This is a genomic window from Hominimerdicola intestinalis, assembly GCF_054655215.1.
On record NZ_BAAHNZ010000008.1, the window covers coordinates 24686 to 49317 of the forward strand.

Genomic DNA, 24632 nt, shown 5'->3' on the forward strand with positions numbered 1-24632 from the left:
CCGAACGTTATCTCATAGATTCTACTGCCGCAAATATCTTCTGGGCGATATACGGCTTATTCATTGTATAAAGATGTATTCCGTCAGCGTCGCTTGAGATCAGATCGACTATCTGGTCTATAGCGTAAGCGATACCGGCATCCTCAAGCGCCTTGGGATTATTTTCAAAGCGGTTGAGCATTTTCGCAAGCTTTTTCGGAATAGACGCACCGCACATTGAAACCATACGCATTATTCCGCTCTTGGAGGTAACAGGCATTATTCCCGCTTCGATCGGAACATTTATACCTGCTATCCTGCATTTTTCACGGAACTCATAAAAATCCTCGTTATTGAAGAAAAGCTGTGAAATAAGATGCTCAGCTCCGCAGTCTACCTTGTGCTTTAAATGAAGAATATCCGAGATCATATTCTCTGAATCCGGGTGCGCCTCCGGATAACAGGCGGCGGATACGCTGAAATCCCCTCTCTGCTTAATATATGAAACCAGCTCGTCGGCATGGCTGAAATCATTCTTAGGAGGACTGTCGGGATTTATATCTCCCCTCAGCGCCAGAATATTTTCAACTCCCGCAGATCTCAGCTTATCAAGGATATAATCAATATCCTCTTTAGTATTGTTAACGCATGTAAGATGAGCTATCGGCATAATATTGTATTTATTTTTTATTATAGAGCATATTTCGCAGGTTGAATTGTCAGCGATATTTCCTCCTGCTCCGTATGTAACGCTTATAAACGCAGGCTTCAGTTCCCTTAGTCCGTCCAGCGTTTCATATATTGTTTCTATTCCTCCGTTTTTCTTAGGCGGAAAAACCTCCAAAGAAAACTGAGGTCTGTGGGATTCAAAAAGCTTTGATATTTTCATTTTTTACAGCTTTCCTTTCTGCTTATGCGCTGTACGGCAGATCCTGCCGCCGTATAGCATTAATTGGAAATACAGCGGTAATTATCAGGACTTGGATCGTTTTTACCGTAAACCTATTTTATCGCCGTTAACTTATATTATAACACATTAAGTATATGAAATGCAAATTATTGTGCGCCGGCAATTATTAAGTAAAAGTAAATAAAGAGTATCTATTTTATTATAACTATTGCATTTTATCAAAAGCGTTGTATAATAAGATTATAGTTAGCACTCTGGTAGAGAGAGTGCTAAAACTTCTGAAAGAAAGGTTTGATCAATAATGGAAACAAAACAGTTCAAAGCGGAATCAAAGCGGCTTCTCGATATGATGATAAACTCTATTTATACTCATAAAGAGATTTTTCTGAGAGAGCTTATTTCAAACGCCAGCGACGCTATAGACAAGCTTTATTTTAAGTCGCTTACCGATACCTCGATCGGCATGAAAAAAGACGATTTTGCGATCCGTCTTGAAGCCGATAAGGAAAACCGTACGCTTACTGTTTCAGACAACGGTATCGGAATGACCGATGAGGAGCTTGAAAACAATCTGGGAACTATCGCAAACAGCGGTTCCTTTAAATTCAAAAAGGACAACGATCTGGGCGACGACGTGGACATTATCGGCCAGTTCGGAGTCGGCTTCTATTCTACCTTTATGGTAGCAAAAGAAGTAACGGTCTATACTAAAGCCTATGGCTCCGATAAGGGCTGGAAATGGCAGTCAAACGGTGTAGACGGCTATACAATAGAGGAATTTGACAAGGAAGGCTTCGGTACTGAAATAGTTCTGAAATTGAAGGACAATACCGATGATGATAATTACGATAAATATCTCGACCAGTATCAGATACAGTCGCTTGTTAAAAAATATTCCGACTATATCCGCTTCCCGATCAAAATGGACGTTGAGCATACTCATTATCCCGACGACGAAAATGCCGAACCGGAAAAGCATATTGTAAATGAAACTCTTAACAGCATGACTCCTATCTGGAAGAAAAACAAAACCGAGCTTAAAGACGAGGACTATAATAACTTCTATACCGAAAAGTTTATGGATTATATGCCTCCTCTCGCACATATTCACAGCAAAAACGAGGGCGTCGCAACATATGACGCACTGCTTTATATCCCCTCAAGAGCCCCCTTTGACTATTATTCAAAGGATTATGAAAAGGGACTTCAGCTTTATTCCAGCGGCGTGCTTATAATGGAAAAATGCGCCGATCTGCTGCCGGATCACTTCAGCTTTGTAAAGGGTCTTGTTGATTCGGAGGATCTGTCGCTGAATATTTCAAGAGAGCTTCTTCAGCATGACAGACAGCTTAAGATCATTGCAAAGAATCTTGAAAAATCAATAAAGAACGAGCTTGCCAAAATGCTTAAAAACGACCGTGAAAAGTATCTTAAATTCTATGAGACCTTCGGCCTGCAATTTAAGTTCGGAATTTATCAGTCCTACGGCGCAAGCAAGGATACTCTTGAGGATCTGCTTATGTTCCCGTCCTCCTTCGACGGTAAGAACGTTACCCTTGCCGAATACGTTTCCAGAATGAAGGAAGGGCAGGAGGAGATCTATTATGCCTGCGGAGAAAGCATTTCGAGAATTGAAATGCTGCCTCAGCTTGAAAGAGTAAAGGACAAGGGCTACGAGGTGCTTTACTTTACACAGGACGTTGACGAATTTGCCATCAAGGTAATGATGCAGTACAAGGATAAGAAATTCAAGTCAATTTCCGACGGCGATCTTGACCTTGAAACCGAAGAGGAAAAGGAAGAAGCTAAAAAGACCTCAGAAGAAAATCAGGATATGTTCAAATTCATGACCGAGGCTCTTGAGGGCAAGGTAAAGAACGTAAGATTGTCCTCGAAGCTTAAGAGCCACCCTGTATGCCTATCCGCTGAAGGCAATATTACAATTGAAATGGAAAAGGTTCTTAATTCTATGCCGCAGAATGAGGGAAAAGAAGTCAAGGCAGAAAAATGCCTTGAGCTTAACGCTTCACACCCTGTATTTGAAAAGCTGAAAGAGCTTTATTCCGCCGATAAGGACAAGCTTAAAGACTATACGAAGCTTCTTTATTCTCAGGCTTTGCTTATCGAGGGACTCAGCGTTGAAAATCCCGTAGAGTTTGCAGATCTTATCTGCGGACTTATGGTCTGATATAAATATTATTGCAGCGCCGTATAATTTCTGCGGAACAGATACCGAAATTCATAGTTATAATTACAAAAACGCTCCGGAACACTATTGCTCCGGAGCGTTAACACTATGATCCTGCTTAGTTTATGACGTAGTGCTTACCGTAAATGTATCAGACCATGCGCCCTTTTTGTTTTCGCTGTCCGGTACTTTTGTATATCCCTGAATACGATATTTGTACTGGGTACTGCTTTTCAGTCCCGAAATTTTCAGTTCTGCCGTTCCGTAAGGCACGAGCTGAACCGTTTTCCACTCTTTAGATGAAGTATCGTACTGCTGAACTTTATAGCCTGTGCAGGCAACCTCGTCCCAGAACAGACGGACAGATGTCGTTGAACGGTTAGCCTTAGTAAATGTGATCTTTTCCGGCGCAGTTGCAGTCGGCTTTTCTGAGGACGCATATCCCCAGTAAATCACATCATTTATACTTTTGTATGCCTTGACCTTATATTTATAAACTGTACCCGGCTTCAGCCCCTCGTCGCGATATGTAAGAACGCTGTTATCGCTTATCGTCTGAATATTCACCCACGATTTATTCTTCTCATTATATCTGTAAATACGGTATCCCGTTGCGTTATCGACCTTTTCCCAGTTTATTCTTACCGCATCGGTAACCGAAGTGTATTCCTCCTTAAATACAGGAGTTTTCGGGACGATCTCAAAGGTCTTTGTTACAGTTCCCATATAAATTCCCTTGCCGGTTATAATTACGGAAGCCTTGCCTATAGCGGTATTCAATTTGTAAGAAACGCCGAAATCTGTATTTCTTACAAGCTGCTCTGCGCCGTATTTAAGCGTCGGTGACGGAACAATTGGGCTGCCTGTGTAAATATACTTATCCTCTATACCTCCGATGTCCAGGGAAGCGATACTTCTCGGAGATATAACAAAGCTCTTGATTACGGTTCCCGTATAGTTGCCAAGTCCTCTAATTATAATATTTGCTGTACCGGCGTTTATATTGCTGTTATAGGATACCGAATAATCACTGCCCCGTAAAAGAACCGTATCTCCGTTTTTTACGGTAACGGCAGGGCAATAAGCATTACCGCTGTACACACAATTCTGTGTATACGAGAAGGTCAGTCCGCTTGAAACGCTTCTGCGGCTGATAGTAAAGTTCTCTGTAACTGCCTCAATATAATTTCCTGTTCCGACTACCGTTACATTTGCTGTACCCGCATTTACATTATTACTGTAAACAAGGTAATAATCCTTACCCATCGACAGCGTCTTATCTCCGTCTTTAACGGTAATTTCCGGAGCAACAGGACTTCCGCTGTATGTAAAACCGTTTCCTGCAACTGTTACCGAAAGCTCCCCTACCTTCTTCCGCAGTATCTTAAAGCTTTTTGTAACGCTTCCCGAATACCTTCCGATACCTTGTACAGTTACAGAAGCGGTTCCGGCATTTATATTGTCCGAATACTCAACGCTGTAGTCCTTATTTTCTGTCAGAACTTTCTCTCCGTCCTTTACTGTTACAGTAGGAGTTTTAGCGTTTGAATCATATGTAAATTGGGTCTGCGACAGCTCGGTACTGCACGTTTCTATTGAAGCCGCATACCTTTTTACATTTTCAACTGCCGAATTATTTATAATATCATACTCGTCAGCCTGAGTAATTAGATTGAACCGTATAAATTTTTCGGAATCATCATCGTTCAGAAGCTCGCTGACGGGAATATTAAATACTTCAATCCCCCCGCCTGATATTTCAGGAACTTCAATTGTCTTCAATACGTTTCCGTTCTCGTCCTCAGCCGAAAGCTTTGATCCGCTTACCGGAATATACGAATTGTTTTTTACGCTAACGGTCACGGTTCCTCCGTTTCCTGCTACAAACTCGCTTGTATTGACCTCAAGGTCGGCAAGTCCGCAGGAAAATACGGTTTCGTTATCGTCAGGTTTAATATCCTCTGAGCTGAGCGGCTGAACGCTTATCCTGTAATCTCCCGTATAGAAGTTTTCGTCAGTATCCAGCAGCACAAGAATCTCCTCTTCTGCACCTGCACGGATAACGTACGATATATCCTTTGCATAAACGCTCTCTTCGCCCTTATATATATTTACGCGTACGCCGTTTATCGTTTTGGTTCCGGCGTTTGTAACACTGATATACAGCGGCATCTGATAATCGGGCACCGCATATTCGTAATCATAATAAACCTTATTGACCCTGAGGTCGGTAACTCCGCAGTAACGATAGCTTACAATATCCGACTGGGTATTCAAGTCGTTATCGCTGATCTCAACTTTATTCTTGAGCATAACCGCAGTATCTCCCGCTGCCGAAAGCTGCTCGAAATAGCTGTCCGAAACCGACTTTGCAATACTTACCGGCTCGCTCCAGCCGTCCTCATAATTAACAAGCATAAGGTCTGTGGAATCATTGTTTCTTGATATAAAATATATTTTATCACCTGTTATGATATAGTCTGAACCTACGCTGTAATCCGCTCCCTCGCAAACAAGATCCGGATCTCCTGTTAAGCTGTTCAGATATTTGATAAAGCCGTCCTCATACCAGGTCAAAGACTGAGAATCCGTTCCAGGAAGAACAGTAAACTGAACATTGTCAGCATTTCCTTCACACACCAAAGTATTTTTACCGTCCAAGGTGCAGATTTTAAGCTGTTTATCACCTTCGGTTACAAGGTCATTGTCCGAATCTGTAATATAAGAAACAACGGGTTTACCCGAAAGCATGCCTGCTGACAGATCTGTTACGCAGCTGAGATTTTCAGCCAATACCTCGGGAACGCTCCAACCGCTGCCGGAATTTGTGCTGTACATTATTTTATTTGTTCCGTTAAGTCCGAAATAATCAGGATCGTCATTGGATACCCATACCGCTGTCAGCACTCCGTCAGTATTTGTTATGATCGGCCTTGAGTCCATGACCCCATTATCCGTCAGCTTTTCAATGTTCTCAAAGCTTCCGGTTTCTTCGTTAAACCGAGCATATACTATCTCAAGCGACGCTGCGAAATCCTCTACTGTAGCGTTATCGGGAAGAACGCCTGACGCCTCCTCATACATAAGATATATTTTATCTCCGTCTGTATAAAGATGAGCCCTGTTGTCAAGCAGCTCGTTGCCGTCGACCTGCTGCGGCTCGGACCATTTATCCGTACTCTCATTATAAACCGAGTACATAAGCACGTTTGAATTTATATCCGTTCTGTTGCTGTCCTTATCAAGATAGAGCATAAGCGTTGTTCTGCCGTTTGAAATTATCTGCGGTCCGGCATTTGCGGTACAGCCGTTGATTATTTCTGTAACTGTATTAGAGGCTACCTCTCCGCCGCTGAAAGATCCCTCGGGTATATCCGTGCTGAGAGAATAGTTTTCCATTTTGAACAGAGCTGCCATATTATCAGCAGTTTTCATAGATTGCATAGCATTGAAAGAGGCGAGACGGGAAGATTTATAGCAGTCATAAATAACATAATCTCCGTCGGTCTTCCAAATAGGTACTTTAGCCTTAAACGGGCCAACATCTGCCCTCGCTCCTACTTCTGCGCCTGCGGTTATAAGGTTAAAGCCGTTTTTTGATTCTACATATGACATCAGAGTTGCACGGGTCTTTAAATTGATATTTCCATATAACCCCGCATTGAAATATTTCATTCCTACCGATATATAGGGCGTAATATTTACCGAGGAATCAAGCGTAAGCTCGTCACTCCAATCCTTAAGGCTTAGTCCCTTCATACTGTCAAACTCTACATCGCGAGTTACATGAACAGCAAAGTCGTAGCCAAGCTCCATATATACTGGCATAGTTCCGATAAGCACTGATTTTGATATGTTCCCGGCAGCCTCAAAGGTCAAAACGATAGCAACGTCTAAATTTACGCTACCGTCAGAATTAACCTTGCCTTCTCCATATCCTACTAAATTTATTTTTGCATTATCAAACATCAGAAATCTTCCGACAATTGCGTTTTTCTTTATTTTTTTGTACTCAACAGAGCCTTTAAAATCCCCGATATTAACATTCAGCTTCGCGCTGTTCACAAATTTTTTAACTTCTCCGAGATCGTCATCTTTTTTTACGAAGTTTTTGGTATCTCCTACAGCTACCTGAACTGTACCGTCTTTGTGATATTTTATTTTGACTGGCGAACTTGCTTTTCCCAGCGACATTTTACTTCCGCCTATAATGGGAACGTCGGCAGGTATTTGAAAATCAAGCGATCCGCTGGAAATACTGAACATCCCGTAGTCAGATTCTTTTACCCTTACTACTTTCATTGTCAGATCAGTATATGTGACCTTTCCGTCTGCCGATTCAACTTCTACACAGTAGTAATTACTTGCTTCAAGCTCGTTTGCTTTTACAGTCAGCTTACCGTCTTTTCCTGCTGAACCGATTTTTGTTTTATTTCCTTCTTCATCCTTTTTGCAAAGATTATAGCAAATAGCGTACTTCTCATGACCCAAAACCTTAAACTGGAACTCTATATCCTTTGTATACGAATCTGCGTCATCCTCATTTACAAGAATTGTCTGATCCTGATTAAGTATATTTCTAATTCCGTCAAGTTTTACATAGGCTGACTGCAGCTTATGAGGCTCATCGCTTTCCTTGAACAGCATTATAGTTTCTACATTAGTGCCGGTTCCTTCGTATTGCTTCAGGTCTATATTGTGATCATAATACCCGTCTGCAAAAACCGAAAACGATTTGCCGGTATCAATATTATTTAATATAATATATCCCTTTTCAGTTTCTCCTAAACCAAAACCATACATATAATTGAACTTCTTAATTTCCTTGCCGTTTATATCGACTACCCTTATGAAAAGAGAGTCCCCTTCCTCCGGCTTCTTCGGAACCTTAACATCTGTGATCTTAAACTTAACGGTCTTCTGCGACTTGTAATCGCCCTTGAATTTTACCGTTACAGACCCTGTTCCAATATTTACGTTGTCCCTGTAGGAAAGAGTATAATCTGTATTTTCCTTCAGCTTGATATCCCCGTCCGTTACCGTTACCGCCGGCTTTATCTCGCTTCCGGTGTAGAGGTAGGAATCCTTGTCGAGAGCTATAGTAAGCTCGTCGGGAGCGTCCGCATTGGTAAGCCTGTAGGGAATATTATTATCCTTAGCATAGGTATGAGCATAGCTGCCTTCTTTACAGATAAGAGTGAGGTTAGGGCAGTATGAAAATGCATCATTTCCTATACTTGTTACACTAGAAGGAATTTTTATTGTTTTTAAATTCGTGCAATAACTGAATGCAAGTTTTCCTATACTAGTTACGCTATCCGGTATCGTTATCTCGGTTAAACTTGTGCAATTAGAAAATACCCCAGTTCCTATACTTGTTACACTATCAGGTATTGTTACTTGGGTTAAGCTTGTGCATTTATAAAATGCCACATCTCCTATACTTGTTACACTATCAGGTATCGTTATTTCAGTTAAGCTTGTGCAATTATTAAATGCATGATATCCTATACTTGTTACACTATCAGGTATCGTTATTTCAGCTAAGCTTGTGCAATAATAAAATGCATAATATCCTATACCTGTTATGCTATCAGGTATCGTTATTTGGGTTAAGTTTGTGCAATTAGAAAATGTCCTCTCTCCTATGCTCGTTACACTGTCCGGTATTATCATCATAGTTAAGCTTGTACATTGAGAAAATGCTCCTCCTCCTATGCTTGTTACGCTGTCTGGTATTGTTATTTTAGTTAAACTTGTACAATAGCTAAATGCACAATCTCCTATACTTGTTACACTGTCCGGAATCGTTATTTGGGTTAAGCTTTTGCAACCTTCTAATGCACGATTTCCTATACTTGTTACACTATCAGGTATTGTTATTTTAGTTAAGCTTGTGCAATAATAAAATGTATAAGCTTCTATACTTGTTACACTGTCCGGTATTGTTATTTCCGTTAAGCTTGTGCAATTATAAAATGCACTACCTTCTATACTTGTTACACTGTCCGGTATTGTTATTCTAGTTAAGTTCATGCAATTCTTAAATACACTGTCTCCTATACTAGTCACACTATCCGGAATCGTTATTTGGGTTAAGCTTGTGCATTTATAAAATGCCCTATTCCCTATACTTGTCACCAACCTCCCGTCAATCCCCCCCGGAATATTAAGAACGCTTGCCGAGCCGTTATAGCCTGCTATCTCCACCGTTCCGTCATCAAGCACCCTATACAGATAGTCCCCATAAGTATACGCCCCTGCTCTCATAAACAAACCGTCGAATAAGTCCGCCGGCAGGCACAGACTTCCGAAGGTCAGTATAAGCGCAAGAAACGCCGCCGTAAATCTTTTCATTTTTTAGATAACCCCTTTACAATAATTTTTTACCTTTTCGGCTCTTAACAAAAGCCTTTAATTCCGTACAATTGAAATATTTGCTTTCGTTTCATATTGATGTCGAAATTGGTCGTAATTTATTGTAACATATATATCCATAAATTGCAATAGTTTTTGATAAAAAATATATACCTTTTAATATTTCGTCAGATTATACAAAAAAACGCCCCGCAAAATAAGCAATTTCACGGGACGCTTTCCTCTTCTGTTCAGTTTTTATATTTTATTTTCTGCAAACTGTTTTTGCGCTCTCTATATATAAAACAACTCACAAGCCTGATTTGATACCGTTTTTTATAATTTTTTTATTTTTAGTAAGATTTTCGTATGACTGCACAAAAACGCCGCCGCAATTTTGTGCATTTTGCGGCGGTGCAACTGACTTTATTTTGCAGACCTGCTTGTAATTTTAAGCCTTGCCATTGCACGATTAAGTGCAGCCTGAGTGTGATAATACTGCCTTATGCTAAGCTTCTGACGCAGACGCTCTTCCGCCCTTTCCTTTGCCGCCTCAGCACGCCTGCGGTCTATGTCTTCCGGACGCTCGGCAGTATCGGCAAGTATCTTAACAAACTTCGGCATTATTTCAAGAAACCCGTCGCTTACCGCCGCCGAACGCCATTCACCGTCTGTTTTGAACCGAAGCTCTCCCGACGAAAGACAGCTTATCATCGGCTCGTGTCCAGGGAGTATTCCGTATGAACCGTCTGTTCCGGGAAATATCAGCTCTTCGCATTCTCCGCTGAAAAAATATTTGTCGCTGGCTATTATATCAAGATGAAATGTTTTTTCCATTCATCATTCCCCCTCAAGCTGCTTCGCCTTTTCAATAACGTCGTCAATGCTTCCTGCCATAAGAAACGCCGCTTCGGGATATTCGTCCGTTTCTCCGTCGATTATCATCTTAAAGCCCCTGAGCGTTTCTTTCAGAGGAACGTACTTTCCTTTAAGTCCTGTGAAATTCTCGGCAACGTGGAAAGGCTGCGAAAGGAACTTCTGTATTCTTCTGGCTCTGGCGACCGCCAGCTTATCCTCCTCGTCAAGCTCCTCCATTCCAAGAATAGCGATAATATCCTGAAGCTCCTTATACTTCTGCAAAAGCTCCTGAACCTTTCTGGCGATTTCGTAATGCTCCTCTCCTACAACGTCCGGCTCAAGTATCCTCGACGTGGATTCAAGCGGATCGACTGCCGGATAAATTCCCTGTTCAACTATCTTTCTTGAAAGCACCGTTGTGGCGTCAAGATGAGCAAAGGTAATCGCAGGAGCAGGGTCTGTAAGGTCATCCGCAGGAACGTAAACCGCCTGGACAGACGTGATCGAACCGTTCTTAGTAGAGGTTATCCTCTCCTGAAGCTCTCCTACCTCGTTGGCGAGAGTAGGCTGATATCCGACCGCCGACGGCATTCTTCCAAGAAGCGCCGAAACCTCCGAGCCTGCCTGAACATATCTGAAAATATTATCGATAAACAGCAGAACGTTCTGACGCTCCTTGTCACGGAAATACTCCGCCATAGTAAGACCAGTCTGCGCTACCCTCATTCTCGATCCGGGCGGCTCGTTCATTTGACCGAATACAAGAGCAGTCTTTCCGAGAACTCCCGAGTCCTTCATTTCATGCCATAGGTCGTTGCCCTCACGGGAACGCTCGCCAACCCCCGTAAAGATAGAATATCCGCCGTGCTCTGCGGCAACGTTTCTGATTAGCTCCTGAATAAGTACGGTCTTTCCTACTCCCGCTCCGCCGAAAAGTCCTATCTTTCCGCCCTTTGAGTAGGGTGCAAGAAGATCTATTACCTTGATACCCGTTTCAAGTATCTCAACTGCCGGACTCTGCTCCTCAAATTTAGGAGGATTCCGATGGATCTCCCATCTGTCCTCTGCTTCAACAGGCTCCTTGCCGTCTATCTCCTGTCCCAGAACATTGAACATTCTTCCAAGAGTACACTTTCCCACAGGTACCTTAATACAGGAACCTGTCGCAGTAACCTCCATATCTTTTTCAAGTCCCTCGCTCGAAGCAAGCATAATTGAACGCACAATGCTGTTTCCCATCTGCTGAGCTGCTTCCATATAAAGCGTTCTGCCGTTAAGCTCGACTGTTAGAGCGTCCTTTATCATCGGAAGTCTGCCCTCCGGAAACTCAACGTCGACAACAGGTCCTAATATCTGAACGATTCTGCCCTTTTCCATATATCTTACTATGCTCCTTTCGGATCAGTGTTTTTTCTGCTGGCTCTTAGCGCCGCTGACTATCTCCGTTATCTCCTGAGTAATAGCCGCCTGCCTTGCCCGGTTGTAGAGAAGATCCAGTTCCTTTATCATATCTCCGGCGCTGGCGGTAGCGGCGTCCATAGCGGTCATACGGGCATTCTGCTCGCTTGAAAACGCCTCGATAAGCGCTCCGTACATAAGACCCTTAAGGTAATTGGGAACAAGGTGATCCATTACCTTTTCAGGCGACGGAGAAAAAACGGCAGAGTGATGAGGAGTTCTTCCCATAGCCGTTCTGAAACTTTCCCTTTCCATCGGAAGAAGCTTGATTACCTCAGGCTCAAGTTTTGCAGAAGAGATCATCTTTGTATAAATTACATAGACCTCGTCCAGTCTTTCCTTCAGATAAAGGTCTATAAGCGTTTCGGCAATGCTTCTTGCTCGGTAAAGCGTCGGATTCTGAGCGGTATAAAGGAATTCGCCGTCTATAGTGACCCTGCGCCTTGAGAAATACTGCCTTCCGACCTGTCCCACAACGAAAAGGCAGGTGTTCTTATGCTTTGCCATTTCCTGTTCCGCAAGTCTGAGAACATTGTGATTATACGAGCCGCAAAGTCCCTTGTCACCGGTAATTACAATATAGCCGTAGGTTTTCTTATCCTCCGGTTTACTTTCTCTGCTGTCAAAATAAACGTGTTCAAATTCAGGAGTATGCTTTAAAATATGATGTATCGTTGACTGAAGCTGCTCAAAGTACGGTACTGTTGCTTCAAGGCTTTTCTTTGCCTTTTTTAGCTTTGAAGACGATATAAGGTACATTGCGTTGGTTATCTTCATTATATCTTTAATACTGTCTGTCCGCTCTTTTATTTCTCTTACGTTAGCCATAGCCCTTACCTGCCTTTAAATTCCCGTGTACAGGCTATGATCCTTTCCTCCAGCCCGTCGGAAAGCTGCTTGGTTTCGTTTATCTCGTCAACTATTTCCTGATAATTTACCTCAAAATAGCTTATTATATCCGCTCTGAACTTCTTTATTTCCTTGATCGGAATATCCAGCATAAGCCTGTGCTTGGCTATACAAAGCAGAATTACCTGCTCATGAAGCGGAAGAGGTCTGCAAAGCGGCTGCTTCAGCAGTTCGACCAGACGGTTTCCATGCTCCAGCAGCTCTTTAGTCGTCTTGTCAAGCTCTGAGCTGAACTGCGTGAAAACTTCCATTTCCCTAAACTGGGCAAGGTCGATACGCAGCGTTCCTGCGACCTTTTTCATGGCCTTGGTCTGAGCCGCTCCTCCTACTCTCGATACCGAAAGTCCTACGTTTACCGCAGGTCTTATGCCTGAGAAAAACAGCTGTGATTCAAGAAATATCTGTCCGTCGGTGATAGAAATAACATTTGTAGGGATATACGCCGATACGTCGCCCGCCTGAGTTTCTATTATAGGAAGCGCAGTTATAGACCCGCCTCCGTGCTTATCGTCAAGCCGTGAGGAACGCTCCAAAAGTCTTGAATGGAGATAGAAAACATCTCCGGGATAAGCTTCTCTTCCCGGTGAACGCTGCAAAAGCAGGCTCATGGCCCTGTACGCCGCAGCGTGCTTGGAAAGATCATCATATACGATAAGTACATCCTTTCCTTTATCCATAAAGTATTCCGCCATAGCCGTACCCGAATACGGCGCTATATACTGTAAAGGTGCAGGATCAGAAGCCATAGCAGAAACTACAATTGTATAATCCATAGCTCCGTGCTTTTTAAGATCGTTCACCAGCTTTGCGACAGTCGACGCCTTCTGACCTATCGCAACGTAAATGCATATCATATCCTGATCCTTCTGATTGATGATAGTGTCTACGGCAATAGCGGTCTTTCCGGTCTGGCGGTCGCCGATTATAAGCTCTCTCTGACCCCTGCCTATCGGAAACATAGAGTCTATTGCAAGAATACCCGTCTGAAGCGGTACAGATACTGATTTTCTGTTAACAACGCCGGGAGCTTCTCTTTCAATAGGATAAAAATCCGCTTCCTTTATAGGCCCGAGTCCGTCAATAGGCGAGCCTAAGGCGTCGGCTACCCGCCCGATAAGCTCTTCTCCTACCGGAACGCCTGCCCTTCTTCCCGTTCTGACAACTTTAGCGCCCTCGGTAAGACCGTGATCCGAGCCTAACAGAACAACGCCTACTGTTTTGCTTTCAATATTCTGTACTATTCCCTTGACTCCCGTTTCAAACTCGACAAGCTCCCCGTACATAACGTGATTAAGTCCGTATATATTGACGATCCCGTCGTTTATAGTTATGATCCTGCCTGTTTCAGAGACCTGCATCTTCAGCTCAAAATCCGAGATCTCGCTTTTAAGCACCGAAATAATATCGCTCTGACTCCTGCCCAAATCACTCACCTCCAAATTAATCGCCCTGCTCCGTCAGCTAACCCTCAGCAAGCTTTTTATGCAGAGCCTTCAGTGCGCCCGCAACGCTTTTATCGTATTCTGTATCTCCGACGCACAGCCTGTATCCTCCGATAAGCGAGCTGTCGGTACATATTTCAAGCTCAGCTCCGTCAGCCCCGTATTTGCGGCAGAGCATTTCACGGAACTTCTTTTCCGTTTCCTTATCGGGCGCTTTTGCGCAGTACAGGACCGCCTTAACTATCCCCCTGCTTTTAAGCATAAGCTCCTTATAAGCTTCAAATATCTCAGAAAGCGCATCTATATGACCGAAGCCGCATATTACCTTTAGAAATGCCCCGACGCTTGTTGGAAAAAGCTTATCAATTACCGAATACTTCTCTCTCAGCGATACCGCCGGACAGCAGAGCGCCTCCCGAAGCTGCGCCGAAACGTTCCACAGCCTCTCCGATTCAATAATATCTGATTCGGGTATATTTAAGGAATACAGCACTTTCCCGCAGTTTTCAGCAGCGCAGGTTATCATTCCGGCTCACCTGCCTCGGAAATAAAGCTTTCCGCAAGCTCTCGGCCGTCGATACTGTCTGCTTTTTGACTTAATACCTTTGCTGCGGCAAGCAGTGCAAGATCGGCGATCTCGTATTTAGCGCCGTCCATCGCCCTTGCTCTTTCGTTTTCAATAGATCTTTCAGCATCGCTTATAAGCCTTGCGGATTCGGCTCTTGCGTTTTCAAGCATTATTTCGCATTCCCCGGCTGCTCCGGCTTTTGCGGCTTCCGTTATCTCAGCGGCCTCCCTACGGGCGTTTTCAAGCGCCGCCTTATAGTCCTCCCTGAGCCTTTCAGCCTCGGACTTTTTTTCCTCAGCCTCATCAAGACTGTCCTGTATAAGCTTCGCCCGCTTATCCATCATTTCGCAGACCGGCTTAAAAAGAAACCTTTTCAGAAGCGCATAAAGCACCAGCAGATTTACTATTATCCACACAACGCTCCAGTCTAAACTCAACATAAATTCCGCTCAATACTCCTCTTTGACGAGTAAGAGCTCACCAGCCTTTCACTTTGAATTACTATCTTACGGTCATCTAAGGAACAAAATGATCATAAGCGCTATTACAAAGCCGTAAATAGCCGTAGCCTCGGCAAGAGCGCAGCCGAGCAGCAGCGCCTTGTTTATATCTCCCTTTGCCTCAGGCTGTCGTGCAATAGCCTCCGTTGCGTGAGAAGTAGCGATACCTATACCGATACCCGCACCAATACCTGTCAATACTGCGATAGCAGCTCCAATAGCAACCATCATAAAAAACACTCCTTTTCTCTCTGCGGCCGTATCGTCCGCAGTCTTTTCTATGTTATGCGTAAAATCACGCACAGCAAGCCTTCATATGTTTTGTACCGGCTTTATTCAATAGCTTCCTTGATAAAAAGCGACGTAAGAAATACAAAGACATAAGCCTGAATAAAACCGTCGAATATATCGAAATACGCCGAAAACGGAAGCGGAAGAACTGCCGGGCATACCGCTTTGACAAGCTCCATTACAACGAACGCTCCTAAAACGTTTCCGAAAAGACGCATACAAAGCGAAAGCGGCTTGATAACAAGCTCAAGAATATTTATCGGAGCAATAAGCGGTATAGGCTCTGCAAAGCTTTTGAGCCATTTTTTCGTTCCCTTTGCCCTTATTCCCGAAGCTTCAATAAGAATTATGCTCATTGCCGCCAGTCCTGCCGTTACGTTAAGATCCTTGGTAGGCGGAGTAAAGCCGAAAAGTCCGATTATATTTGCGGCGCCGATATATATCATTACCGTCGCAAGCCACGGAAAATAGCACATTCCCTCCTCGCCGAGTATATCCCTGAAAAAGTTCCTGAGAAAACCTACGAAGGACTCTATTATCATCTGCGGCCTTTTCGGCACAAGCTCAAGCTTTCGGGTAAATAAAACCGATGCCGCGGCCACCGCCGCCATTATTATCCATGTGACCGCACAGGATACAGGAACGGGAATTATCCCGAACAGCTTGAACGCCGTTTCGTTATCCAGTGCGGCAAGCAGCTCGTCTGCAATTTTTTCCATATCAGCGCCTCCCTCGAAAATGACTGCAAAAAAATAAAACCACTGCGAATATCGCCTATCAATGTTGTTAACAAAAGATAATACTTTAAAATCGCCGTTGATTTTATATTTGTCTGATATTTTACTTAACAAATAATTTTCACTTGTAATTTTTATCTTTATATATTATAATACTTTTATAACCATTTGTAAAATACATATTTTCTATAGCTATCATACGCTGTCGCTATAGATGACCTTCAAAAATGCTGAACAACAGCTGAATTTTTCACATCCAAAGGAGTTTTTTATTATGTCGGCAATAAATTTTGAGCATTACAAGGTCTTTTACTTTGTTGCTAAAATGAAGAATATTACCTCCGCCGCCGCTGCGCTTTATCTTTCACAGCCAAGCGTAAGCCGATGCATATCAAATCTGGAGGACGACCTTAACTGCACTCTTTTTATAAGAAGCAAAAAAGGCGTATCGCTCACCCCTGAGGGCGAGCTGCTTTTCAAGCATATCCAGATAGCCTGCAAGCATATTTTTACCGCCGAAGAGGAAATATCTATTTTCAACAAGTCAAAGAGCGGAATAATACGCCTGGGAGTATCCGAAGCGGCAATGCACAGCTATACGATCAAGCACATTATCGAATTTCATCATCTGAATCCTATGGTAAAAATAAAAATAGACAATATGACTACTCCCGACGCAATTGAAGCGCTGAGGTCAAATCTTATCGACGCAGCGGTCGTTACCTCCCCCTTTGCCGATAAGGAGCAGCTGAGCATTACAGTTCTGGATACGCTTCAGGATATTCTTGTTGCCGGAAATGAATTTTCCTGCCTTCTGGGCAAGACTATCTCAATGCACGATATTTCAATGTACCCCCTTATCTCGCTTCAGGAAGGAACGACTACCCGCCACTATCTTGATCATATTTTCAGGCTTCACAATATCCTTCTCAGACCCGATATAGAGCTTGCTTCGTTAAGCCTTGTACTGCCGCTGGTAAGAAATAACCTCGGTATCGGCTTTATTCCGAAAAAGATCGCTGCTGACGATATAAAACGGGGAGATATATTTGAAGTAAAGCTGAAAGAGCCTCTTCCTCACCGAAGTATCTGTGCGGTTACCTGTACAAAGTACCCCGTTAATTCCGTAATGCGCGACTTCCTTGAATGTGTTTCAAAAAGCGCATCTGAATAATTAGTTTTTAGTTAACAATACATTATTGAAATATGCGAACGCTTATAGTATAATGATTAAAATCGTCAAGGGGGAATGGCTATGAGCTTTGTACAGTTTAAAAACGTATATAAACGCTACCGTATGGGAGAGATAACAATAAACGCTTCGGACGGTGTTGACTTTGAAATAAACAAGGGCGAATTTGCGGTCATAGTAGGCGCCAGCGGAGCCGGAAAAACAACTATACTGAATATGCTGGGCGGTATGGATACCTGCGACGAGGGCGAGATAATAGTCGATGGAAATGATATCGCCAAATACAGCCGCCGTCAGCTTACAGCTTACAGACGGTTCGATATAGGCTTCGTTTTTCAGTTCTATAATCTTGTGACTAATCTTACCGCACTTGAAAACGTAGAGCTCGCTACTCAGATATGCCCCGAAGCGGTATCTCCTGAGGAAGTGCTTAAAAGCGTAGGCTTAGAGGACAGAATGAACAATTTCCCCTCACAGCTTTCCGGCGGAGAGCAGCAGAGGGTCTCAATAGCAAGAGCCCTTGCAAAACGCCCCAAGCTTCTGCTTTGCGACGAGCCTACGGGAGCGCTTGACTACAATACGGGAAAAACCATACTCAAGCTGCTTCAGGATACCTGCCGCCAAAACGGAATGACAGTTATCGTTATAACTCACAACTCAGCGATTACCCCCATGGCAGATAGAGTTATCCATGTTAAAAACAGCAAAGTAGATAAGGTTGTCCTTAACGGAAGTCCCGCAGATGTTTCAACTATTGAATGGTAGATCCAGGAGAATTATTATGTATAAAGTAACAGGTAAAATACCATATATGTATAAAAACTGCCCCGTTCCGGGAGGGGGATATGTGACCGGCTTTGTTTTTCACCCTAACTTCCGCAATATTCTTTATGCCCGTACTGATATCGGAGGAATGTACCGATTCAGCTTTGAAAGCGGCAGCTGGAATTCCTTGTGCAGCCGAGTTACCGCCGAGGATACGGCTCAGACCTATCCTCTGTCAATGGCGCTGGACGAAAACGACCCCGATATGCTTTTCTTCGTATGCGGAAATAAAAAGAACAATTATCTTACCCTGTCCCGTGACGGAGGTAAGACACTTGAAAATAAGCCGCTTCCCTGCCCTGTTCACGGAAACGAGGCGGGCCGTTCGACAGGAGAAAGGCTTGCGTATAAAAACGGCGTCCTCTGGTTCGCTTCTCAGTCGGCAGGTCTGTTCACCTCGTCTGATATGGGAGAAGAATGGGAAAGCGTTTCGGTAAACGGAGAGAAAAACCTTACCTTTATCCGAATTTCACCCGACGGCAGCATAATGCTTGCAGGAACCGACGGCGAAGTAAACTCCCCCGACGGCAGAAAAAGAGGGCCTACCCTTTATTTTTCAGCGGATTCAGGCAAAAGCTTTACCCCTGTTGAAACGCCTGAGGGCTGTGACGATGAAAGCTGCGACTATATAGGCTTCGTTCCCCAGAAAGCCGCCTTCGACGGAAGCTATCTCTATATTACTTTCTGTCAGAGCGGAAAAATACGCTTCGGCGGTATGGGCGCATATTCCTGCGATACCGGCTCGGTTTTCGACGGCCGCGTTTACAGGTACATTATAAAAAACGGCGCTGTAACCTTCGACAGGGATATTACGCCCTCTGACCCGAGTATAAGCGGAGAAAAACGGCGTATAAGGGGCGGCTACTGCGCCTGCGAGGTTTCAGACGGAACGCTTTATGTATCGACCGTTTGCAGGGAAAGCGACGATATAATATACCGCAGCTGCGACTGCGGCGAAAGCTGGAACATTGTACTGAAAGGCCTTGAGGTCGGCGTTATAGACTGGACGGTATCATACATGAAGCCAAAATACAACGGCGGACGCTCATGTATTCACTGGATAAGCGACTTCAGAGTATCGCCCTTCAATAAGGATTTCGCCGTTTTCAATACGGGAACAGGAATATTCTGTACCGAAAACCTTACCTCTGAAACAGTTCGCTTCGCCCCTCTATGCAAAGGACTTGAAGAAACGGTTCACCTAAACGTTTATTCTCCCCCAGGCGGTGATATTCACGTTATAGATATTATAGGCGATCTGGGAGGCTTTGCTTTTAAAGATCCTCCTGCGGAATGTGAAAACTCTTTTGCCGATCCGGAGGGGAACAGGTATATAACCTGCCTTAACGCAGATTTTCCGGACAATGACCCGAAATATGTAGTATGTACTCCTCGGGGAAACTGGACGGGTAAAACCAAAGGCGGAGTTATCCTCTCTCACGATCAGTGCAGAAGCTGGACAAGACTTCCCTCTCCCCGCGGCTTTACAGAAGAAGCCGACAATGCGCTTGACGCTATAAGTCAGCCTAATACCGATTCAGGCTGGACTGCCGTTTCAGCTGATTCAAAGAGGATAATCTGGACTCTGAGCTGTAAAAGAGTATTCCGCTCAGATATGACCTTTTTTACCGACAACGAGGGACTAAGCTGGAAAAGATCCGAATTTTACGATATAAACGGAGTTTCACCCGAAATTCCTGCCGATATAAAGATATTCTCCGACCGTACAGACGAAAACGTATTCTACGGGATTACGGAGGACTACAGATTCTTCGCCTCCTGCGACAAGGGCGGAAGCTTCAGGGAAATAAAGCTTGATATATCCATTCCTCACGGATTCAGGATAAAGCACGAAATACGGGCAGAAAGCGGCCGCTTCGGCAGGATATGGATAGCAAACGGAATAGACGGACTTTATCTGCTCGAATTTGATAAGGAGAGCTTTTCAGTCAGGATAAGCAACCTGCTCTGCGGCGGAGATCATGCCCGCTGTATAGGCTTCGGAAAGGGTGAAAACGGTATCCCCGCATTATTCACCGTCGGCAGGATTGGCGGAAAATACGGCTTTTACCGCTCATTTGATTACGGCGGAACATGGAGCCGTATAAATTCCGACGACCAATGCTTCGGAGATATTACCTCTGTATGCGGCGATCCCAGAATATACGGACGTATATATGTTGCCACAGGCACAAGAGGTCTGCTGTACGGAGATGAAAGTCGATAAAGACCTTGCTGTATAAAAAAATTAAGGGCGGGCGCAGCTGTGAACTGCGTCCGCCTTTTTTATCTGTAAATTTCAAAGTCCTTTCTGTTAAACTTTGCTTTTTTCCCTGACCTCTCTTACTACTCCGCCTACAGCAAAAACTACTGCCAAAAGAACGCATACCGCGCATATTACTGTCATTATATTTGCGTTAAGGTAATTCGGATCAGACCATCTTGAAAAATCAAACGGCTCAGGTCTGAACGGCTTTCCGTCAAGAAACGTACTTATAAGGGGTCTCTGGAAAACCGCAAAAGCTCCTCCTAAAACAAGACATACCGAGGTCTTGAACATCGGATTTATATTCAGATACCTTATTACCAGCAGATATGCCCAAGGAACGATAAGCTCTGCCAGAGAAAGCCTGAACGCTGCCCCCGCTCTGCCGGAGACCCATAATACAAGCAGTATAAGCAGAACGCTGTCCGCCGCCATACATACTGCGCCCTTGTTGCTCCGTAACTTTTCAGGAAACAGACCGTCTTTAAGTATAAACGGCAGAAGTATTACCGACAGTCCCAGAGTAATGCCCAAAACCGCCGCTATAAGCCAATCTCCGCCGTTGTAAAGCCTGCATGAAACCAGAAGTGCAATAAGTGATACATAAAAGCCGCCTGCCGTCCATAGACCCTTGTGATCTTTTACAAGTACAGGTAGATTGATCAGAGAAAACGCAGTCATTTCAGCAGTAAGCACAATAAAAAACCAGGTCGGCGCTCCGCTGCTAACAATATTTGCTATCAGGCACGGAACAAGCGATACAATATATACCGCTGCCCAGATCCATGTATAATTCTTCTTTGTTCTTTGAAGCGCAGCCGCCTGACTCTCGATTTCCCTCTGACGGTAATCGTCGCTTGCCGTAAGCAGCTCATGCTCAGAAATCTCCAGCGTTTCGCATATCCCCTGTATCATTGATATATCAGGATAAGATATTCCTCTTTCCCATTTGCTGACTGCCGATTCCGTAACGTAAAGCTGCTGTGCAAGCTGTTTTTGTGATAACCCCTTTGCTTTCCGTTTGTCCTGTATGAACTTACCTAATGTAATTTTTTCTTTCATAGCTCTTCACCGCTTTCTTAAAATTTGCCTGAACCATGGTTTAAGGTCATTATAGCATCGCGGTGCTTCAAAGTCAATAAAACAAGTCCGAAAACGCACACGACCGTTAAGCCAGCCGCGTATTTTCGGACTTTTCTTATTACTACAGCTTGTTTATAAGGTTTACAAGCTCGTCGATCTTATCCTGAGCGTTACCGCTTTCGACAGCCTCCGTTACACAGCACTGCATATGAGCGGACAGTATCGCCTTGTTTGCCTTTTTTATAATAGCCTGCGCCGCAGAAAGCTGGTTTGAAATGTCAATGCAGTAGCGGTCGTCCTCTATCATTTTCAGGATTCCGTCAAGCTGACCTCTGGCAGTTTTTATAAGAGCCGTGATCTCGTTTTTATCAGCCTTCATCTATTCCCGTCACCTCGTATCCGGCTTCCTCGACTGCCGCTCTCAGTACCGAATCGTCAACGTCCTTATCCAAGGTAACATAAGCCGCCTTGTCCTCAAGCGAAGCCTGAGCCTTTACCCCGCCGACAGCGTTAAGCGCCTTTTCGACATGAGCCGTACAGTGACCGCACATCATTCCGCTGATCCTGATAGTTTTTTTCATAGTATCATTTCCTTTCATTTCTATAGCTTCTGTATTTACTCCTGCACCGACGTCAGGAGCATTAAACCTTACCGACCTGAAGTCAGGCTTAAAGAATTTAAGCCTTAAGGCGTTGGTTACTACGAATACTGAGCTTAAACTCATTGCCGCAGCTCCGAACATAGGATTAAGCGTCCAGCCTGTTATCGGATAAAATGCTCCGGCAGCAAGCGGTATTCCAAGAGAGTTGTAAAATAACGCCCAGAAAAGATTTTCCTTTATATTCTTAATAGTAGCACGGCTCAGCTGAAAGGCGGCGGCGGCGTCCTGCAGATCGCTTTTCATCAGAACTATATCAGCAGATTCGATAGCTATATCTTGACCCGCTCCGATAGCGATACCTATGTCCGCCCTTGCAAGTGCAGGAGCGTCGTTGATCCCGTCGCCTATCATAGCTGTTATTTCTCCGCTTTCCTGAAGCCTTCTTATCTCCTTTTCCTTGTCCTGAGGAAGGACCTCAGCTATAGCGGTATCTATATCCACCTCTTTTTTTATCGCTTCTGCGGTACGCTTGTTATCTCCGGTAAGCATTACTACCTTCATGCCCATTTTCTTGAACTGAGCGACTGCGTTTCCGGTGGTATTCTTTACAGTGTCCTTAACTGCGATAACGGCTTTCAGGCTTCCGTCAGCGGAAATATACAAGGGAGTCTTCCCCTCGTCTGCAAGCTCGCTTACCCGTTCTTCAAGCTCGGAAACGTCAACTTCCTGCTCTGTCATAAGCCGTTTGTTTCCTGCACAAAGTACACTTCCGTTTACTTCTCCCCTTATTCCGCCGCCATGTATCTCCTCAAACGAGGTACAGCCCATATCCTCTGCTCCCCTGACCTCACAATACGAGCATATCGCCTTTGACAGCGGGTGAGATGAAGCCTTTTCAAGAGAATAAACAAAGCTTATTATATCGCTTTCCTCACATCCGAAATAAACGGTATCCGTAACCTCAGGAGTGCCGTTGGTAACTGTTCCCGTCTTGTCCAGCACTACAGTGGTTACCTTATGGGCAAGCTCCAAACTTTCCGCTGATTTTATCAGTATTCCGTTCTCAGCGCCCTTTCCCGTACCGACCATTATCGCCGTCGGAGTAGCAAGTCCCAGCGCACAGGGGCAGGAAATTACCAGAACGGCTATTCCTACCGATAAGGCGGCAGCAAAGCCTGCTCCCGCCGCAAGCCAGATGACCGAAGCTATAAGAGCGATTGCTATAACTATCGGAACAAATACGCCGCTTACCTTATCCGCAAGCTTTGAAATCGGCGCCTTTGAGGAAGCCGCCTCTTCAACAAGCTTTATTATCTGAGATAAAGTAGAGCCTTCGCCGGTCCTTTCACAGCTTCCCTTGCAAAAACCGCCGGAAAGTATCGTTCCACCGATAAGCTCTTCGCCCTCAGCTTTTGATACAGGAATACTTTCTCCCGTTATAGCCGACTGATCCACAGAACAGCTGCCTTCGATGACCTTTCCGTCGCAGGGAACAGTCTGACCTGCTCTTACTACAAAAATGTCTCCGGCTTTAAGCTGCTCCAGCGGTATAGATTCCTCTTTTCCGTCCCGTATTACAACCGCCGTCTTTGGAGCAAGGTCCATAAGCTTTTCAATTGCCTGAGAAGTTTTTCCCTTTGAGCGCGCCTCAAGAAACTTGCCTACGGTTATGAGCGCAAGTATCATTCCGCACGACTCGAAATACAGGTTCATCATTGCGTCATGAGCGGCCGTCATATTCCCCCTGCCCATATGATAAGCCATAACGAAAAGCTGAACTGCGCTGTAACCTCCTGCGGCAGCCGCGCCTATCGCAATAAGACTGTCCATATTCGGCGCTCTGCGAACAAGGTTTTTAAAGCCGTTTATAAAATAATTTCTGTTTATAAAAACAATAGGAGCAGTAAGAAAAAGCTGAGCCAGAGCAAATATCATCATATTTTTATGCCCTGTAAAAATTGACGGTATAGGTATATCCGCCATATGCCCCATACATATATAAAACAGCGGAACAAGAAAAACAAGCGACCATATCATTCTTCTTTTTATATCTCCGCTCATATCAGGAACTGACTTCTTAGATTTTCCTTCGCCCTGAACAAACGCCCCGTAGCCGCCCCTTTCTACAGCCGAAATTATATCCTCCGCCGTGACCTTAGACGGATCGTAGTCAACCGTCATAGAATTCTGCAGCAGACTTACCGCTGCGTTTTCAACTCCCTCAAGCCTAGACACGCTTTTCTCAACGTGAGCAGAACAGGCTGAGCAGGTCATTCCGGTAACAGAAAACTTTTCTTTCATCTATACGACTCCTTTCTTAGCCTTTATCCGTGCCAATTCGCTGAGTTGTATTAAAAATGCACAGGATCTGAAGCACGAAACCTTATTTTAGGGAATCCTACCCTCATATTAAGCTATACCATATATTTTCTGTATAAATCATATTTTTATACCCTATACCCCCACC

General features: G+C 44.2%; 17 protein-coding genes. 4 read left to right on the forward strand and 13 right to left on the reverse strand.

Annotated features, from left to right (window positions below):
• Window positions 1-7: 7 nt before the first annotated feature.
• Window positions 8-868: a methylenetetrahydrofolate reductase [NAD(P)H] gene (metF, locus tag ACYQ0H_RS08195; protein WP_459812361.1), complete on the reverse strand. Its 861-nt coding sequence runs from the start codon at window positions 866-868 to the stop codon at window positions 8-10.
• Between the two features lie 322 nt (window positions 869-1190).
• Between metF and htpG the strand changes: the two genes are divergently transcribed.
• Window positions 1191-3077, forward strand: coding sequence for a molecular chaperone HtpG (gene htpG, locus ACYQ0H_RS08200; RefSeq protein WP_459812362.1), 1887 nt, complete (start codon window positions 1191-1193; stop codon window positions 3075-3077).
• A gap of 123 nt (window positions 3078-3200) precedes the next feature.
• Here htpG and ACYQ0H_RS08205 read toward each other — a convergent pair whose 3' ends face one another.
• The 9 genes from ACYQ0H_RS08205 to ACYQ0H_RS08245 form a co-directional block, all read right to left on the reverse strand.
• Window positions 3201-9434: a leucine-rich repeat protein gene (locus ACYQ0H_RS08205; RefSeq protein WP_459812363.1), complete on the reverse strand. Its 6234-nt coding sequence runs from the start codon at window positions 9432-9434 to the stop codon at window positions 3201-3203.
• A 426-nt stretch (window positions 9435-9860) separates the two neighbouring features.
• On the reverse strand, window positions 9861-10271 hold the full coding sequence (locus ACYQ0H_RS08210; RefSeq protein ID WP_459812364.1) for a F0F1 ATP synthase subunit epsilon: 411 nt from the start codon (window positions 10269-10271) through the stop codon (window positions 9861-9863).
• Window positions 10272-10274: 3 nt separating this feature from the next.
• Complete coding sequence (gene atpD, locus ACYQ0H_RS08215) at window positions 10275-11669, reverse strand: F0F1 ATP synthase subunit beta (protein ID WP_459812365.1); 1395 nt, start codon at window positions 11667-11669, stop codon at window positions 10275-10277.
• A 24-nt stretch (window positions 11670-11693) separates the two neighbouring features.
• Window positions 11694-12578, reverse strand: a complete 885-nt coding sequence (atpG, locus tag ACYQ0H_RS08220; protein ID WP_459812366.1) for an ATP synthase F1 subunit gamma — start codon at window positions 12576-12578, stop codon at window positions 11694-11696.
• 5 nt (window positions 12579-12583) lie between these two features.
• A complete protein-coding gene (gene atpA, locus ACYQ0H_RS08225; protein WP_459812367.1) occupies window positions 12584-14083 on the reverse strand; it encodes a F0F1 ATP synthase subunit alpha in 1500 nt (499 codons plus the stop codon).
• A 37-nt stretch (window positions 14084-14120) separates the two neighbouring features.
• On the reverse strand, window positions 14121-14627 hold the full coding sequence (locus ACYQ0H_RS08230) for a F0F1 ATP synthase subunit delta (RefSeq protein ID WP_459812368.1): 507 nt from the start codon (window positions 14625-14627) through the stop codon (window positions 14121-14123).
• Entirely contained in the window at window positions 14624-15109 is a 486-nt protein-coding gene (gene atpF / locus ACYQ0H_RS08235; protein WP_459812369.1) for a F0F1 ATP synthase subunit B, read from the reverse strand. Before atpF ends, ACYQ0H_RS08230 begins: the two co-directional genes overlap by 4 nt.
• Before the next feature lie 72 nt (window positions 15110-15181).
• Window positions 15182-15400 (reverse strand): ATP synthase F0 subunit C, encoded by a 219-nt coding sequence (atpE, locus tag ACYQ0H_RS08240; protein ID WP_459812370.1) that lies wholly within the window; start codon window positions 15398-15400, stop codon window positions 15182-15184.
• 101 nt (window positions 15401-15501) lie between these two features.
• On the reverse strand, window positions 15502-16179 hold the full coding sequence (locus ACYQ0H_RS08245) for a F0F1 ATP synthase subunit A (RefSeq protein ID WP_459812371.1): 678 nt from the start codon (window positions 16177-16179) through the stop codon (window positions 15502-15504).
• 292 nt (window positions 16180-16471) lie between these two features.
• Between ACYQ0H_RS08245 and ACYQ0H_RS08250 the strand changes: the two genes are divergently transcribed.
• From ACYQ0H_RS08250 to ACYQ0H_RS08260, 3 genes are all read left to right on the forward strand, one after another.
• Window positions 16472-17371: a LysR family transcriptional regulator gene (locus ACYQ0H_RS08250; RefSeq protein ID WP_459812372.1), complete on the forward strand. Its 900-nt coding sequence runs from the start codon at window positions 16472-16474 to the stop codon at window positions 17369-17371.
• Window positions 17372-17452: 81 nt separating this feature from the next.
• Window positions 17453-18154: an ABC transporter ATP-binding protein gene (locus tag ACYQ0H_RS08255; protein WP_459812373.1), complete on the forward strand. Its 702-nt coding sequence runs from the start codon at window positions 17453-17455 to the stop codon at window positions 18152-18154.
• 16 nt (window positions 18155-18170) lie between these two features.
• Window positions 18171-20441 carry a beta propeller repeat protein gene (locus ACYQ0H_RS08260; protein WP_459812374.1) on the forward strand — a complete coding sequence of 757 codons (2271 nt, stop codon included), beginning with the start codon at window positions 18171-18173 and terminating at the stop codon, window positions 20439-20441.
• An 87-nt stretch (window positions 20442-20528) separates the two neighbouring features.
• Here the strand turns inward: ACYQ0H_RS08260 and ACYQ0H_RS08265 are convergent, their stop codons facing one another.
• The 3 genes from ACYQ0H_RS08265 to ACYQ0H_RS08275 all read right to left on the reverse strand — a co-directional run bounded on the left by ACYQ0H_RS08265 (window position 20529) and on the right by ACYQ0H_RS08275 (window position 24466).
• Window positions 20529-21542 (reverse strand): helix-turn-helix domain-containing protein, encoded by a 1014-nt coding sequence (locus ACYQ0H_RS08265; protein ID WP_459812375.1) that lies wholly within the window; start codon window positions 21540-21542, stop codon window positions 20529-20531.
• Between the two features lie 142 nt (window positions 21543-21684).
• Window positions 21685-21942, reverse strand: coding sequence for a metal-sensing transcriptional repressor (locus ACYQ0H_RS08270; RefSeq protein ID WP_459812376.1), 258 nt, complete (start codon window positions 21940-21942; stop codon window positions 21685-21687).
• On the reverse strand, window positions 21932-24466 hold the full coding sequence (locus ACYQ0H_RS08275) for a heavy metal translocating P-type ATPase (RefSeq protein WP_459812377.1): 2535 nt from the start codon (window positions 24464-24466) through the stop codon (window positions 21932-21934). Before ACYQ0H_RS08275 ends, ACYQ0H_RS08270 begins: the two co-directional genes overlap by 11 nt.
• Between the last annotated feature and the right edge of the window lie 166 nt (window positions 24467-24632).